This window comes from Geobacter argillaceus (assembly GCF_007830735.1).
Classification (GTDB): Bacteria; Desulfobacterota; Desulfuromonadia; order Geobacterales; family DSM-12255; genus Geomobilibacter; species Geomobilibacter argillaceus.
On the sequence record NZ_VLLN01000045.1, the window covers coordinates 1 to 15,699 of the forward strand.

The following is a 15,699-nucleotide window of genomic DNA, read 5'->3' on the forward strand; positions in this document are numbered from 1 at the left end:
GGCCGCGGTCAGGGTCGTCTTACCATGGTCGACGTGACCGATAGTGCCGATATTTACGTGCGGCTTCTTACGCTCGAATTTCGCCTTTGCCATTGCTCACTCCTCCTCTCTATTTCTCGTTAACCTTTAACTTTTGCGACGATTTCTTCAGCAACCGATTTGGGAACCTGCTCGTAATGGTGGAACGTCATCGTATAGGTGGCGCGTCCCTGGGTAGCTGAGCGGAGGTCGGTTGCGTAACCGAACATCTGCGCCAACGGCACCATGGCGCTCACCACCTGGGCACCGGCACGGTTTTCCATCCCCATGATCCGGCCACGGCGGGAGTTGAGATCGCCGATAACATCGCCCATATTCTCTTCCGGGACGACAACCTCGACCGACATGATCGGCTCAAGAAGCACCGGGCCGGCCTTGTGGCAGCCTTCCTTGAACCCCATGGAACCGGCAATCTTGAATGCCATCTCCGAGGAGTCAACCTCGTGATACGAACCGTCTACCAGTGTCACCTTGAAGTCGACGACCGGGAAGCCGGCCAGCACACCGGTGTCCATTGCTTCCTGAATCCCCTTGTCGACCGCCGGGATGTATTCACGGGGAACAACACCACCTTTGATGGCATCGACAAATTCGTAACCCTTGCCCGGCTCCTGCGGCTCGACTTCGAGCCAGACGTGACCATACTGGCCACGGCCACCGGACTGACGAACAAACTTCCCTTCAACCTTGACCTTCTTGGTTACGGTCTCGCGGTACGCAACCTGCGGCTTACCGACGTTAGCCTCAACCTTGAATTCACGCATCATCCGGTCGACGATGATCTCCAGGTGCAGTTCGCCCATCCCCGAGATGATTGTCTGGCCTGTCTCTTCGTCAGTTCTAACCCGGAAAGAGGGGTCCTCGCTGGCGAGCTTTGCCAGACTGGTGCCCAGCTTTTCCTGGTCAGCCTTGGTCTTCGGCTCGATGGCAATGGCAATAACCGGCTCGGGGAACTCGATGGACTCGAGAATAACGGCGTTGTCCTCGGGGCAGAGGGTGTCACCGGTAGTCGTATACTTCAGGCCGACAGCGGCAGCGATATCGCCGGCATAGACCTCTTTGATCTCTTCTCGCTTATTGGCGTGCATCTTGAGCAGACGTCCAACGCGCTCCTTCTTTTCCTTGGTGGCGTTGTACACATAGGAGCCGGCATTCATAACGCCCGAGTAGACCCTTATGAAACAGAGCTGTCCGACAAAGGGGTCGGTCATGATTTTGAACGCGAGGGCCGAGAACGGTTCCGAATCGGACGGCTTGCGCTCGATCTCGTTCCCCTTCTCGTCTACGCCTTTGATCGCCGGGATATCAATAGGGGCAGGCAGGTAATCGACAACCGCATCGAGAAGGTGCTGCACGCCCTTGTTCTTGAATGCGGACCCACAGAAGACCGGGAAAATCTTGATATCTATGGTGGCCTTGCGGATGGCTGCCTTGATTTCTTCGTTGGTCAGCTCTTCGCCGCCGAGGTACTTTTCCATCAGGACATCGTCGTGGCTGGAGATCTCCTCGATCATCTTTTCCCGATACTCCTGGGCAAGCTCCAGGCGCTCCGGGGCGATTTCCTGCACATCAAACTGGGCACCAAGGTTTTCGTCGTGCCAGATGATCTCTTTCATCTCGACAAGATCGATGACTCCTTTATAGGTATCCTCAGCCCCGACCGGCAACTGTATCGGCACAGCGTTCGCCTTGAGCCGGTCCTTGATCATCTGGACGCCACGGAAGAAGTCGGCGCCGACGCGGTCCATCTTGTTGACAAAGGCGATACGGGGAACACGGTATTTGTCGGCCTGGCGCCATACGGTTTCAGACTGGGGCTCTACGCCACCGACCGAGCAGAAGACCGCAACCGCGCCATCGAGAACGCGCAGAGAACGCTCCACCTCAATGGTAAAGTCGACGTGACCCGGGGTATCGATGATGTTGATCCGATGGTTGTTCCAGTCACAGGTGGTAGCCGCGGAGGTGATGGTAATCCCGCGCTCCTGCTCCTGCTCCATCCAATCCATGGTGGCAGTCCCTTCGTGGACTTCACCAATCTTATGGGAAACGCCGGTGTAATAGAGAATACGCTCGGTCGTCGTCGTCTTGCCGGCGTCAATGTGCGCCATAATCCCGATATTCCGGGTTTTTTCCAGAGATACCTGCCGTGCCACCGTTACTCTCCTCTGCTATCTATGTATAACGTGCGAAAACTACCAGCGATAATGGGCGAACGCGCGGTTGGCCTCGGCCATCTTGTGCGTATCTTCCCGCTTCTTCACCGCATTGCCGCGGTTGTTGTAGGCATCGAGAATCTCGCCGGCAAGCTTGTCGGTGGCGGTCTTCTCGGAACGGGCATTGGCGTAACGCATCAGCCAGCGCATGGCCAAAGAGTTGCGACGGTCGGGACGCACCTCAACCGGCACCTGATACGTGGAGCCACCAACCCGGCGGGACTTGACCTCAAGCGTCGGCTTGATATTGTCAAGAGCCTTCTTGAGCACCTTGACCGGCTCCTCGTTGGCACGCTGAGCCACCAGGTCGAGTGCCTTGTACAGGGCACGCTCGGCAGTACTCTTCTTGCCATCCAGCATGATGATATTGATCAGCTTGGCCACAGTCCGGTCCCCAAACTTGGGATCCGGCAGAATAACGCGCTTAGCTACTTCTCTTCTCCTCGGCATACGATCCTCTCAGTAAGCTATTACTTGGGCCGCTTGGCGCCATACTTAGAACGCGCCTGCATACGCCCCTTGACACCGACCGAATCGAGCGTTCCGCGCACGATATGGTAACGGACACCAGGAAGGTCCTTGACACGACCACCGCGAATGAGCACTACAGAGTGCTCCTGCAGGTTGTGCCCGACCCCGGGAATGTACGAGGTCACTTCAATGCCATTGGTCAGGCGAACACGAGCAACCTTGCGGAGCGCGGAGTTCGGCTTCTTCGGGGTAGTGGTATACACCCGCGTACAGACCCCACGCTTCTGAGGACAGCACTTGAGGGCCGGAGCGGTCGACTTCTCCCGCTTACTCTCCCTGCCGATACGGATAAGTTGATTAATCGTTGGCATAGTTAAACCGATCTCCCAGAAAAAATGATCCAACCGCCCCTTGCGAAGCGAATTGCAAACCTAACAAAATTTCTGCGCTTGTGTCAACGCTTTTTATCCCTACAACGCAAAAAGAAAACAAAGATGGCCACAGTTCAAACCGATCGAACCACAACCAATCCATCTTACAAATTTTCGGGGACCCACATGACTGCGGCGCGAGCGATTGCCGGAAGGGGAATGGAATAGGGTGTAGGGTCGGATTGATTACCGACATCTCCATTCGCTATTAACTACTTACTACGGCTCGCACCTTTTGGGGCTTAAGAAAGATTTATCCTTATAAACGATACCACTGGCTGTGTCAACAACAAAAATTCAAACAGCAGGTAATTTTATCAAATGACCAATGCGGTCCAACGGCACCGGATCCGCCAGGGTCCGGCAGTCGCAAAAACGGCGCGCGGTATGACCGCGCACCGTCCTCTTCCGATTGACTTCAAAGATTGGCCCTACACGATCTCCTGCAGGTCATCATCGTCATCGTCATCACGCTCAATCTCAGGCTCGGATTTCACGACTACCGGCGGCTCCTCCACTTGCAGCTTCAGGTGGCGGTAACGCGAAATCCCCGTACCAGCCGGAATCAACCGGCCCATAATGACGTTTTCCTTGAGGCCGCGCAAGGTGTCAACCTTACCCTCAATGGCTGCCTGCGTCAGCACCTTGGTGGTTTCCTGGAAGGATGCGGCAGAGATAAACGACTCGGTCGAAAGTGACGCCTTGGTGATACCGAGCAGCAGCGGTTCGGCAATAGCCGCTCGTTTGCCGTCCGAGAGCACCCGTTCGTTCTCGTCTTCGAAGACCCACCGCTCAACCTGGTCATCCAACAGCAGATTTGTCTCACCGACCTCTTTGATCCTGACGCGGCGAAGCATCTGCCGAACAATGGTCTCGATGTGCTTGTCGTTGATCTTGACCCCCTGGAGACGATACACCTCTTGAACCTCGTCAACCAGGTACTTGGCCAATGCCTTCTGACCCAGCACACGCAGGATGTCGTGCGGGTTGGATGAACCATCCATCAGCGGCTCACCGGCCCGGACATGGTCCCCTTCATGGACGCTGATATGCTTCCCTTTGGGGATCAGGTACTCCTTCTCATCGCCGAGCTCCGGACGGACAACAACCTTACGCTTCCCTTTCGAGTCCTTGCCAAAGGCAACCACACCGTCGATCTCGGAAATGACGGCAAAATCCTTGGGCTTGCGGGCCTCGAACAGCTCGGCAACCCGTGGCAGACCACCGGTAATGTCCTTGGTCTTGGTGGTCTCACGGGGGATCTTAGCGATAACGTCACCGGCGTGCACCAGCATTTCGTCCTGTACGGAAATAATTGCCCCTGCCGGCAGGTAGTACCGACCCATACCGCTGTCACTGATCTTGACCGTTTTGCCCGCCTCATCCTTGAGGGTGATGCGCGGCCGCTTGTCAGCATCCTTGGATTCAATGATGACCTTACGGGAAAGACCGGTAACCTCGTCCAACTGCTCCTCCATAGTCACCGACTCGACAATGTCGCCGAACTTGACCCGTCCGGAAACTTCGGTGAGGATCGGCATGGTGTACGGGTCCCATTCGGCCAGGGATTCGCCCGCTTTCACCGGCGCCCCCGGCGCAGCCTTGATCTTGGCACCGTACAGGATGGCGTAGCGCTCACGCTCGCGACCCGTATCGTCCACGATAGCCAGTTCGCCGTTCCGGTTCATGACGATATGGTGGCCTTCGGCGTTCACAACACTGTTGATGTTGATGAACTTCATGGTCCCGTCGTTACGCGATTCCAACGACGTCTGTTCGGCACGTCTCGATGCGGTACCACCGATGTGGAAAGTACGCATGGTGAGCTGGGTACCCGGCTCGCCGATGGACTGGGCGGCAATGACCCCGACCGCTTCGCCCATGTTGACCAGATGCCCGCGTGCCAGGTCGCGACCGTAACACATGGCACAGATGCCGCGGCGACTTTCGCAGGTGAGCACCGAACGGATCTTGACCCGCTCCAGACCGGCATCCTCGATCCTCTTGACAAAGGTTTCGTCGATCTCCACGTCCGCCGGCACCAGCACTTCGCCGGTGACCGGGTCGAGGATGTCTTCCAGGGCCACCCGGCCGAGGATTCGGTCGCCGATATGCTCGATGATCTCGCCACCCTCGGTGAGGGCGGCAACCATCAGTCCGTCCATGGTGCCGCAGTCGGTCTCGGTGATGATGGCATCCTGGGCAACGTCGACGAGACGGCGGGTGAGATATCCGGAGTTGGCGGTCTTGAGCGCGGTATCGGCCAGACCTTTCCGGGCACCGTGGGTGGAGATGAAGTACTGGAGCACGTCCAGACCTTCCTTGAAGTTCGCCTTGATCGGTGTCTCGATGATCTCGCCGGAAGGCTTGGCCATGAGACCGCGCATACCGGCGAGCTGACGGATCTGTTGGGCGGAACCACGGGCACCGGAGTCGGCCATCATGTGGATGGCGTTGAATGACGGTGCCTTCACCTCCTGGCCGTCGACGATGCCGACGTCCTTGGACAGGTTGTCGAGCATCTCCTTGGCGATATCTTCCGTTGCCTTGGCCCAGATGTCGATGACCTTGTTGTATCGCTCGCCGTCGGTGATGAGACCTTCGGTGTACTGGTTCTGGATCTCCTGCACCTCCTCGGAGGCCCGCTCGATCACGGCCGTTTTCCCTTCCGGGATGACCATGTCGTTGATGCAGATGGAGATACCGGCAATGGTGGAGTAACGGAAGCCGATCTCCTTGAGGCGGTCGGCAAGTATGACCGTCTCCTTGTTGCCGGCCAGGCGGTAACAGGTATCCACCAAGTTGGTGAGTTCCTTCTTGGTCATCACCTTGTTGATGGCACTGAACGGCACCGATTCGGGGAGGATGTCCCTGAGCAGTATCCGGCCGACGGTGGTATCGATCCGCTGCGGTGCCTCATCGCTGGCCACGAGGTTCTTCATCCGGACCGTGACGCAGGCATGGATCTCCACTTCGCCGGCATCGAAGGCCACACGCACCTCTTCCGGAGAGGCGAAGATCTTGCCGGTCCCCTTGACCTTACGCCACAGCAGCTTGCCGGTTGCGGCGTCGATCTTGGGCCGGTTGGTCACCTCATCGAGCTCCGGGGTGAATTCCCGGTCCCGGGTCATGTGATAGGTACCGAGAACCATGTCCTGGGAAGGAACGATGATCGGCTTGCCATGGGCCGGCGAGAGGATGTTGTTGGTGGACATCATCAGAACACGGGCCTCCACCTGGCTCTCGATGGAGAGGGGCAAGTGGACCGCCATCTGGTCACCGTCGAAGTCGGCGTTGAAGGCGGTACAGACCAGCGGGTGCAGCTGGATTGCCTTGCCTTCGATCAGCACCGGCTCAAAGGCCTGGATGCCGAGGCGGTGCAGGGTCGGTGCGCGGTTGAGCATGACCGGGTGTTCCTTGATCACCTCGTCCAGGACGTCCCACACCTCGGGCCGCTCCTTTTCCACCATCTTCTTGGCGCTCTTGATGGTGGTAACGTAACCGCGCTCCTCCAGCTTGTTGTAGATGAACGGCTTGAACAGCTCCAGCGCCATCTTCTTGGGAAGACCGCACTGGTGCAGCCTGAGCTCCGGACCGACGACGATGACGGAACGGCCGGAATAGTCGACCCTTTTCCCGAGCAGGTTCTGGCGGAACCGGCCCGACTTCCCCTTGAGCATGTCGGACAGGGACTTGAGCGGACGCTTGTTCGGACCGGCAATGGCCCGGCCGCGACGGCCGTTGTCGAACAGGGCGTCAACCGCCTCCTGCAGCATCCGCTTCTCGTTGCGGATGATCACTTCCGGGGCCTGAAGCTCCATGAGACGCTTCAGGCGATTGTTCCGGTTGATGACCCGGCGGTAGAGGTCGTTCAGGTCCGAGGTGGCGAAGCGGCCGCCATCAAGCGGCACCAGTGGACGAAGCTCCGGCGGCAGCACCGGGATGCACTCCAGAATCATCCACTCGGGATGGTTGCCGGACTGTTTGAACGCCTCCACGACTTTGAGCCGCTTGGCGGTCTTCTTCCGCTTGGCTTCGCTGGTAGCTTCGACCATTTCCTGGCGGAGCTGTTCGGCCAGACTTTCCAGTTCGAGCTTCTTCAGGCAGTCGCGAATGGCCGCGGCCCCCATGCCTGCTTCAAACTGGCCGGAGAACTCCTCCATCGCCTTCTGGTACTGATCTTCGGAAAGCACCTCGCACAGCTGCATGCCGGTGTTCTTCGGATCGATGACCGCGTAGGCCTCGAAGTAGAGCACCTTTTCCAGGTCCTTGAGGGTCATGTCCAGCAGGTTGCCGATCCGCGACGGAAGCGACTTGAGGAACCAGATGTGGGCAACCGGAGTGGCCAGGTCGATATGACCGAGCCGCTCGCGGCGGACCTTGGAGGGGATGACCTCGACACCGCACTTCTCACAGACGATGCCGCGATGCTTCATCCGCTTGTACTTGCCGCAGTTGCACTCGTAGTCCTTGGTCGGGCCAAAGATCTTGGCGCAGAAGAGACCGTCGCGCTCCGGCTTGAAGGTACGGTAGTTGATGGTTTCCGGCTTCTTCACCTCACCGAAGGAACGTTCGCGAATCTTGTCAGGTGACGAGATCGAGATCCTGATGGATGAGAAATGAAGCGGGTCCTTGGGTTTTTCGAAAAAATTGAAGAAATCTTCCAAAGCTATATCCTCCCTTTAGGTAGGAGTGTTCGTAAATGTATGTTACGCAGGGACGGGGTTACCCCGCCCCTGCATCCGTTGTGGCAATCAGTCCTCGTCGTTCTCCAGAAGCTCCACATCCAGGCAGAGGGACTGCAACTCCTTGATGAGAACATTGAACGATTCGGGCAGACCCGGCTCCAGGGTGTGCTTACCCTTGACGATCGCCTCGTACATCCGGGTCCTACCGGCCACGTCGTCTGACTTGACCGTGAGGAACTCCTGGAGGGCATAGGCCGCGCCATAGGCCTCCATGGCCCAGACTTCCATCTCCCCGAGACGCTGGCCACCGAACTGGGCCTTGCCGCCGAGCGGTTGCTGGGTGACGAGACTGTAAGGACCGATGGAACGGGCGTGGATCTTGTCGTCGACCAGGTGGTGCAGCTTCAGCACGTACATGACGCCAACCGTGACCTTATGCTTGAACGAATCGCCGCTCTTGCCGTCATACAGGGTAACCTGGCCGGATGAATCGAAACCGGCCACGGTCATCATCTGCCGTACCCGCTCTTCCGTGGCACCCTCGAAGACCGGTGTCGCCATCGGTACACCACGCTGCAGACGCTTGGCAACGGTGTGCAGTTCCTCTTCCTCCAGCGAATCCACGAAACGGGCCATCTCCGGATTGTCGTACACTTCTTTCAGATAGCTCTTGATGTTCTTGGCAGGGGCGCTCTTCTCCAGCATGTCGCCGATCTTCCACCCCATCCCTTTGGCGGCCCACCCAAGGTGGGTCTCCAGGATCTGGCCGACGTTCATACGGGAAGGAACACCCAGCGGATTCAGCACGATCTCCACCGGACGGCCGTCTTCCATATACGGCATGTCCTCCTCGGGGAGGATACGGGAAACGACACCCTTGTTCCCGTGGCGGCCGGCCATCTTGTCACCGACCTGCAGCTTGCGCTTGATGGCGATATACACCTTCACCATCTTGATGACGCCCGGCGGGAGGTCGTCGCCACGCTTCAGCTTCTGCACCTTGTCGTCGAACACGAACTTGATGAAGTCTATCTGCTGGTACAGCTTGCCGAGAACCTCGTTGACCTTATCCTCGACGGTCTCGTCCTCTGCTACCGAGATCTCCCCCCAGCGATCGAGCGGGATGGAGGCGAGTGCCTCTTCGGTGACCTTCTTACCTTTGGCGATGAGGATCTTGCCGTCGCGGCCCTCCACCTTTACGGCGGCGGTCTTAGCGACCAGATAGCGCTTGAGCTTGTCAACGGCGGAATCGCGGATGATCCGGATCTCGTCCTGCTCGTCCTTGCGCAGTTTTTCCTCTTCGGCCTTTTCAATCGCCTCGGTCCGGCTGTCCTTGTCCGCTCCCTTGCGGGAGAAGATCTTGGCGCCGATGACCGTCCCTTCCACCCCTGGCGGAACGCGCAGGGAGGTATCGCGGACATCGCCGGCCTTCTCGCCGAAAATGGCGCGGAGCAGTTTCTCCTCGGGAGACAGCTGGGTTTCCCCTTTCGGGGTGATCTTGCCGACCAGGATATCGCCCGGCTTCACCTCGGCACCGATCCGGATGATCCCGGATTCGTCCAGGTCCTTCAACGCCTCTTCACCAAGGTTCGGGATATCGTCGGTGATCTCTTCCTTGCCCAACTTGGTATCACGGGCAACGGCCTCGAACTCTTCGATATGGATCGAGGTGTAACGGTCGTCCTTTACCAGCCGTTCGGAGATGAGAATGGAGTCCTCGAAGTTGTAACCACCCCACGGCATGAAGGCAACCAGGACGTTCTGGCCAAGCGCCAGTTCGCCCATGTCGGTGGAAGGACCGTCAGCGATGATGGAACCCCGCATTACCTTGTCGCCGACCTTCACGACCGGACGCTGATTGATGCAGGTATTCTGGTTGGAACGGGCGAACTTGATCAGGTTGTAGATGTCAACGCCGGTTCCCATCTCGTCATATTCGTTCTCGTCGATCTTGACGACGATCCGGGCCGCATCCACCGTTTCCACCACACCGTTGTGGCGGGCAACGACCGATACACCGGAGTCGTGGGCAACGACCCGTTCCATCCCGGTCCCGACCAGCGGCGAGTCGGCCCGCAGGAGCGGTACGGCCTGACGCTGCATGTTGGAACCCATGAGGGCACGGTTGGCGTCGTCGTTCTCCAGGAACGGGATCAGCGAGGCAGCGACCGAGACCAGTTGCATCGGCGCTACGTCCATCAGTTCGATCTCGTCCCGGCCGACCAGGACGAACTCGCCCGACTTCCGGGCGGAAATGTATTCGGACACGAAGCGGCCGTCCGGACCGACCTCGGCGTTAGCCTGGGCAATGGCATGCCCCTCTTCTTCAAGGGCCGAGAAGAACTTCACCTCCTCGGTCATCTTCCCTTCCTGCACCACGCGGTACGGCGTCTCGACGAAGCCGTGCTCGTTGATCCGGGCATAGGTGGAGAGCGAGGCGATGAGGCCGATGTTCGGTCCTTCCGGGGTCTCGATGGGACAGACGCGTCCATAGTGGGTCGGATGAACGTCACGCACCTCGAAACCGGCACGCTCGCGGGTGAAACCACCTGGTCCGAGGGCCGAGAGACGGCGCTTGTGGGTAACCTCGGACAGCGGGTTGGTCTGATCCATGAACTGGGAGAGCTGGCTTGAGCCGAAAAACTCCTTAACCACGGCCGAAACCGGTTTGGAGTTGATCAGATCGTGGGGCATGAGGTTTTCCACCTCCTGCAGACTCATCCGCTCCTTTATGGCCCGCTCCATGCGCACCAGACCGATCCGGTACTGGTTTTCCAGAAGTTCACCCACGGCACGCACGCGGCGGTTGCCCAGGTGATCGATGTCGTCAATGGCGCCACGACCGTTCTTCAGGTCCATCAGGTAACGCACCACTTCAAGGATGTCCTCTTTGGTGAGGGTTTGATGATCCAGCGGCGTGTCGAGGCCAAGCTTGAAATTCAGCTTGAGACGGCCAACAGCCGACAGGTCGTAACGCTCGGCATTGAAGAACAGGTTGCCGAACAGGGCCTGAGCGCTCTTGATCGTCGGCGGGTCGCCGGGACGCAGGCGGCGGTAGATCTCGATCAGGGCGTCGTCGGTCGTGCCGATCCGGTCCACGATGATGGTATCGCGGAACGACGAGGTCGAATGGACGTTGTCGATGTAGAGCACATTGAAGTTCTTGATGCCCCGGACCTTGATCTCCACCAGCTTGCTGGCGGTGATTTCGTCGTTGCATTCGACTACGATCTCGCCGGTTGCGGGATCGACGATGTCGTGGCAGGAAAACTTGCCAACGACCTCTTCTTCGGCAATCGGAATGTATTTGATACCATGCTCTTCCATCTTACGGATGGCAGCCTTGGTGAATTTTCGGTTTGCCTTGACCAGCACCTCACCGGTCGATGGACTGACGATGTCGGTGGCGGCCTTCTGATTGCCCAGCAGCTCGGGATCGGCCGTCTTCAACAGCTTCTCGCCGTCGATGACGATCTCTTCGTTTTTGTAGTAGTAGTTGAGGAGTTCCTCGGTGCTGTAGCCGAGTGCCTTCAGGAGGACCGTTGCCGGCATCTTGCGACGACGGTCGATCCGGACGTAGAGGATGTCCTTGTGGTCGAACTCGAAGTCGAGCCAGGAGCCGCGATAGGGAATAACCCTGGCCGAATAAAGGATCTTGCCGCTGGAGTGGGTCTTCCCCTTGTCGTGATCGTAGAAAACGCCGGGAGAGCGATGGAGCTGGCTGACGATAACCCTCTCGGTACCGTTGATGATAAAGGTGCCGTTTTCGGTCATGAGCGGGATTTCGCCGAAATAGACCTCCTGCTCCTTGATGTCGCGGATGGAGCGGACGTCTGTTTCCTTGTTCACGTCCCAGACCACGAGGCGAACCTTCACCTTCATGGGGGCCGCAAAGGTCATCCCGCGCTGGTGACACTCCTCCACGTCGTACTTGGGAGTACCCAGGGTATAGGAAACGTACTCGAGCGAAGCGGTTTCACTGAAGTCGCGGATCGGGAAAACGCTCCGGAATACGGACTCCAGCCCGCTGTTCTTGCGTGCTTCAATCGGGACGTCGATCTGTAGAAATCGTTTGTAGGAGTTCTTCTGGATATCGATGAGGTTGGGAATATCAATGATCTTCTTGATATTGGCGAAATTCTTGCGCAGCAGGGGGTTATTGGCGATGGAATATGCCATTAACGATGTCTCCTTTGGTGCAAGGCTCAAAAGGCGTGTACGCTTTTGGCTGTCTACCTGAATCTATTGTTTTCAAGTATTTGGCGCCACGAAGCACTAGCACGCCAACAAATAGAACAGCCAAGGCCGCTTATGCGACCTTGGCTCCTGGTCAGGGGGATGGAGGGAATTACTTGACTTCGACTTCAGCGCCGGCTTCAACCAGCTGCTTCTTGGCCTCTTCGGCCTCGTCCTTGGAAACGCCGGTCTTGAGCGGCTGGGGAGCACCGTCAACCAGGTCCTTGGCTTCCTTGAGGCCCAGGCTGGTGAGAGCGCGAACAACCTTGATGACGGCGATCTTGTTGGCGCCGGCAGCCTTGATGATGACGTCGAACTCGGTCTTCTCTTCTGCGGCCTCGGCAGCAGCAGCCGGAGCAGCGGCAGCAACGGCAACCGGAGCGGCAGCGGAGACGCCGAACTTGTCTTCAAGTTCTTTCACCAGTTCGGAAAGCTCGAGAACGGTCATATTTTCGATGAAGCTGATCACATCCTGCTTGGTAATAGACATTGTTTCCTCCATGCTATGAATGAATAAGTTAGTTTGATTGTGAATGGATTCGGCGAAGGGATCAGTTCCCTTCCTTCTGGGCCTTGATCGCACCGAGCACGCGTACGAAGCTGCCGGGCACCGCCGCCAGTACGCCAACAAAGTTGGTAACCGGAGCGTTCATCGAACCGAGCATCTTGGCAAGAAGCACTTCGCGACTCGGCAGATCTGCCAGGGCCTGAATCTCCGGCACGGAGATAAGCTTGCCCGAGAGTATGCCGGCCTTGAGTTTGAAGGTCTGCTGCTGCTCCTTGGCAAACTTGGAAAGAACCTTTGCCGCAGAAACCGGGTCGGTATAGGTGAGTGCAATCGCGGTCGGCCCTGCAAAGTGCTGGCTGAGACCGGACTTGTCCGTGTCCTGGGAAGCAAGTTCCAGCAGGGTGTTCTTGACGACCTTGTACTCGACGTCGGCCTTGCGGAGTTCGTTCCGCAGGTTCGTGGCCTGCTCCACATTCATGCCGCGAAAGTCGGCCAGAAATACCGCCTTTGCCTGCAGGAGCTTGTCCTTGAGTTCAGCAACGATCTGTTTTTTGTTTTCCTTGTTCAAGCGCCATCCTCCTTTCTTCTGGGTTGAGGGCACGAAGCCCCGCCAAAGTCAGGAGTTGGTGATATAATCGCCAACAACCTCAGTCTCGGCAGGCTGGTCAATTAAGCCCGAAGGCGCCTGCTGTCTCTGACTTTGGCTTGTTACTGCCGGTTTAGGACAGTTGTGCGGAAACGTCCGAAATATCGAGGCGAACGCCAGGCCCCATGGTGGACGAAACAGAGATCTTCTTCATGTAGTTCCCCTTGGCTGCGGACGGCTTGGCCTTGACCAGGGCGTCAACCAGCGCCAGGAGGTTCTCCTTGAGCTTGTCAGCCGGAAAGGAGACCTTACCGACCGGAGCGTGGACAATACCGGCCTTTTCGACGCGGAACTCCACCTTACCGGACTTGGCTTCCTTGACGGCGCGCTCCAGTTCAAAGGTAACGGTACCAACCTTGGGGTTCGGCATCAGGCCGCGGGGACCGAGGAGCTTGCCGATCTTGCCGACAACACCCATCATGTCGGGTGTGGCAATAGCGGTATCGAACTCGAACCACCCTTCCTGAATCTTGGTCACCAGATCCTCGGCACCAACGTAATCGGCACCGGCGTCGCGGGCTTCCTTTTCCTTCTCGCCCTTGGCGAAGACCAGTACCCGGACATCCTTACCAAGACCGTTGGGAAGAACGACCGCTCCACGTACCATCTGGTCAGCATGGCGCGGATCAACGCCGAGTCGCACCGCCACGTCGACGGTCTCGTCGAACTTTGTATAGGAGGCGGCCTTTACCAGGTCGATACCTTCCTGAAGACCGTAGCTACGGTTCCGGTCGACTTGTGCCCTGGCCTCTTTCAATTTCTTTGTGTTCGTCGGCATTGTTTCTCACCCTCTCTGACTAGACAATATCAACGCCCATGCTGCGGGCGGTTCCTTCGATCGTGCGCATGGCGGCTTCCAGGCTTGCAGCATTAAGATCGACCATCTTCTTCTGGGCAATCTCCCGCACCTGGTCCTTGGTCAGCTTGCCGACCTTGGTCTTGTTGGGTGTGGGAGAGCCACTCTCGATCCCGAGCGCCTTCTTGATCAGAATCGGCGCCGGCGGGGTCTTGGTGATGAACGAAAAAGAACGGTCTGCAAACACGGTGATGACGACCGGTATAATGGTCCCTTCATCGGCCTGGGTCTTGGCGTTGAACGCTTTGCAGAACTCCATGATGTTGACGCCGTGCTGACCAAGAGCCGGACCGATCGGCGGTGACGGATTCGCTTTGGCGGCCGGGATCTGCAGCTTGATATAGCCGGTTATCTTCTTTGCCATGAGACAAACTCCTTTTGTACTGTATTCCTCGACGCCGTTGCCACCTTACTCCGCCAGGAGTGGAGAGAGACAGGGCGCTACTGTTTTTCGACCTGCATAAATTCGAGCTCTACGGGGGTTGCCCGCCCGAAGATGCTGACCATGACCCTGAGTTTCGCCTTGTCAGGCTTTACATCCTCGACCACGCCGGCAAAGTTGAGGAACGGACCATCGATGACCCGCACGGTCTCGCCCACCTCGAACTGGACTTTCGGCCGCGGCCGTTCGGCACCTTCTTCCATCCGGCGGGTGATCTTGTTCACCTCTTCGTCAGGAATCGGCACCGGGTTGTTGCCACCGACAAAACCGGTCACCTTGGCCGTCTCTTTCACCACGTGCCAGGACTCGTCGTTCAGATCCATCTGGACGAGAATATAGCCGGGGAAAAACTTGCGCGAAGTAGTACGACGCTCTCCCTTTTTCATCTCCATGACCGTCTCGGAGGGAATCAGCACTTCGCCGAAAGACTCTTCGAGGCCATGATTTCTGATCCGCTCCAGCAGGGAGAGCTTCACCTTATTTTCAAACCCGGAATAGGTATGGACTCCGTACCATCTCAACGCCATAACCGTGTTATCCTTTAGCTCAGCACGAAGCGCATGATCTTGGCAAGAACCAGATCGCAGAAGCCGAGATACATTGAAATCAAAGCAACAATAACAACAACCACCCACGCGGTTGCAACAGCTTCGCGGCGTTCCGGCCACGTCACCTTACCCAGCTCGATTTTAACTTCATCAAGGAAATTCTTTGTTTTGGCTAGCACTGATAAGCTCCGTGTGTATCCAAAAAATGGCAGGCCAGGAGGGATTCGAACCCCCAACATCCGGTTTTGGAGACCGGCGCTCTAGCCGTTAGAGCTACTGGCCTGCAACATGACCCGGGCCAAAGTGCCCGGGTCTATTTGGTTTCCTTGTGGGGTGTATGCTTCTGACAAAAACGGCAGTACTTGCTGAACTCTAGCTTTTGCGGAGTCGTCTTCTTGTTCTTGGTGGTGGTGTAGTTGCGCTGCTTGCACTCAGCACAGCCAAGCGTAATAATGTCTCTCATTGCTCAGGTCCTTTGCTTACGATGTTGTAGGGGCGGGCTTCAAACCCGCCCCTACGAACAAATTATTCGATGATCGAGCTGACCACGCCGGCGCCGACAGTGCGGCCACCTTCGCGGATCGCGAAGCGAAGTCCTTCGTCCATGGCGATCGGGGT

14 protein-coding genes and 1 tRNA gene are annotated in these 15,699 nt (G+C 57.6%); all 15 read right to left on the minus strand.

Translation table 11 applies throughout. From position 1 onward, the window contains the following. The coding region (locus JN12_RS19710) for a GTP-binding protein (RefSeq protein ID WP_145026050.1) at positions 1-93 on the minus strand (93 nt) is incomplete at its 3' end. A gap of 26 nt (positions 94-119) precedes the next feature. Next, positions 120-2,195 (minus strand): elongation factor G, encoded by a 2,076-nt coding sequence (fusA, locus tag JN12_RS19715; protein ID WP_145026053.1) that lies wholly within the window; start codon positions 2,193-2,195, stop codon positions 120-122. Positions 2,196-2,234: 39 nt separating this feature from the next. Beyond that, entirely contained in the window at positions 2,235-2,705 is a 471-nt protein-coding gene (gene rpsG / locus JN12_RS19720; RefSeq protein WP_145026057.1) for a 30S ribosomal protein S7, read from the minus strand. 20 nt (positions 2,706-2,725) lie between these two features. Next, positions 2,726-3,097 (minus strand): 30S ribosomal protein S12, encoded by a 372-nt coding sequence (gene rpsL / locus JN12_RS19725; RefSeq protein ID WP_145026060.1) that lies wholly within the window; start codon positions 3,095-3,097, stop codon positions 2,726-2,728. 491 nt (positions 3,098-3,588) lie between these two features. Continuing rightward, complete coding sequence (gene rpoC / locus JN12_RS19730) at positions 3,589-7,824, minus strand: DNA-directed RNA polymerase subunit beta' (RefSeq protein ID WP_145026063.1); 4,236 nt, start codon at positions 7,822-7,824, stop codon at positions 3,589-3,591. 87 nt (positions 7,825-7,911) lie between these two features. Then, positions 7,912-12,024, minus strand: a complete 4,113-nt coding sequence (gene rpoB, locus JN12_RS19735) for a DNA-directed RNA polymerase subunit beta (RefSeq protein WP_145026066.1) — start codon at positions 12,022-12,024, stop codon at positions 7,912-7,914. A 169-nt stretch (positions 12,025-12,193) separates the two neighbouring features. Beyond that, a complete protein-coding gene (gene rplL, locus JN12_RS19740) occupies positions 12,194-12,571 on the minus strand; it encodes a 50S ribosomal protein L7/L12 (protein ID WP_145026069.1) in 378 nt (125 codons plus the stop codon). Positions 12,572-12,632: 61 nt separating this feature from the next. Continuing rightward, on the minus strand, positions 12,633-13,157 hold the full coding sequence (gene rplJ / locus JN12_RS19745; RefSeq protein WP_145026072.1) for a 50S ribosomal protein L10: 525 nt from the start codon (positions 13,155-13,157) through the stop codon (positions 12,633-12,635). Between the two features lie 151 nt (positions 13,158-13,308). Continuing rightward, positions 13,309-14,013 (minus strand): 50S ribosomal protein L1, encoded by a 705-nt coding sequence (gene rplA, locus JN12_RS19750; RefSeq protein ID WP_145026075.1) that lies wholly within the window; start codon positions 14,011-14,013, stop codon positions 13,309-13,311. Positions 14,014-14,032: 19 nt separating this feature from the next. Then, on the minus strand, positions 14,033-14,455 hold the full coding sequence (gene rplK, locus JN12_RS19755; RefSeq protein ID WP_145026078.1) for a 50S ribosomal protein L11: 423 nt from the start codon (positions 14,453-14,455) through the stop codon (positions 14,033-14,035). A 77-nt stretch (positions 14,456-14,532) separates the two neighbouring features. Beyond that, positions 14,533-15,060: a transcription termination/antitermination protein NusG gene (gene nusG, locus JN12_RS19760; protein ID WP_145026081.1), complete on the minus strand. Its 528-nt coding sequence runs from the start codon at positions 15,058-15,060 to the stop codon at positions 14,533-14,535. 14 nt (positions 15,061-15,074) lie between these two features. Further along, a complete protein-coding gene (secE, locus tag JN12_RS19765) occupies positions 15,075-15,260 on the minus strand; it encodes a preprotein translocase subunit SecE (RefSeq protein ID WP_145026084.1) in 186 nt (61 codons plus the stop codon). Positions 15,261-15,287: 27 nt separating this feature from the next. Further along, positions 15,288-15,364 (minus strand) — tRNA-Trp (locus JN12_RS19770). Positions 15,365-15,394: 30 nt separating this feature from the next. After that, positions 15,395-15,544 (minus strand): 50S ribosomal protein L33, encoded by a 150-nt coding sequence (gene rpmG / locus JN12_RS19775; protein WP_145026087.1) that lies wholly within the window; start codon positions 15,542-15,544, stop codon positions 15,395-15,397. A 62-nt stretch (positions 15,545-15,606) separates the two neighbouring features. After that, positions 15,607-15,699: EF-Tu C-terminal domain-related protein (locus JN12_RS21055; protein WP_145026090.1), on the minus strand; the 93-nt coding region annotated here is incomplete at its 5' end.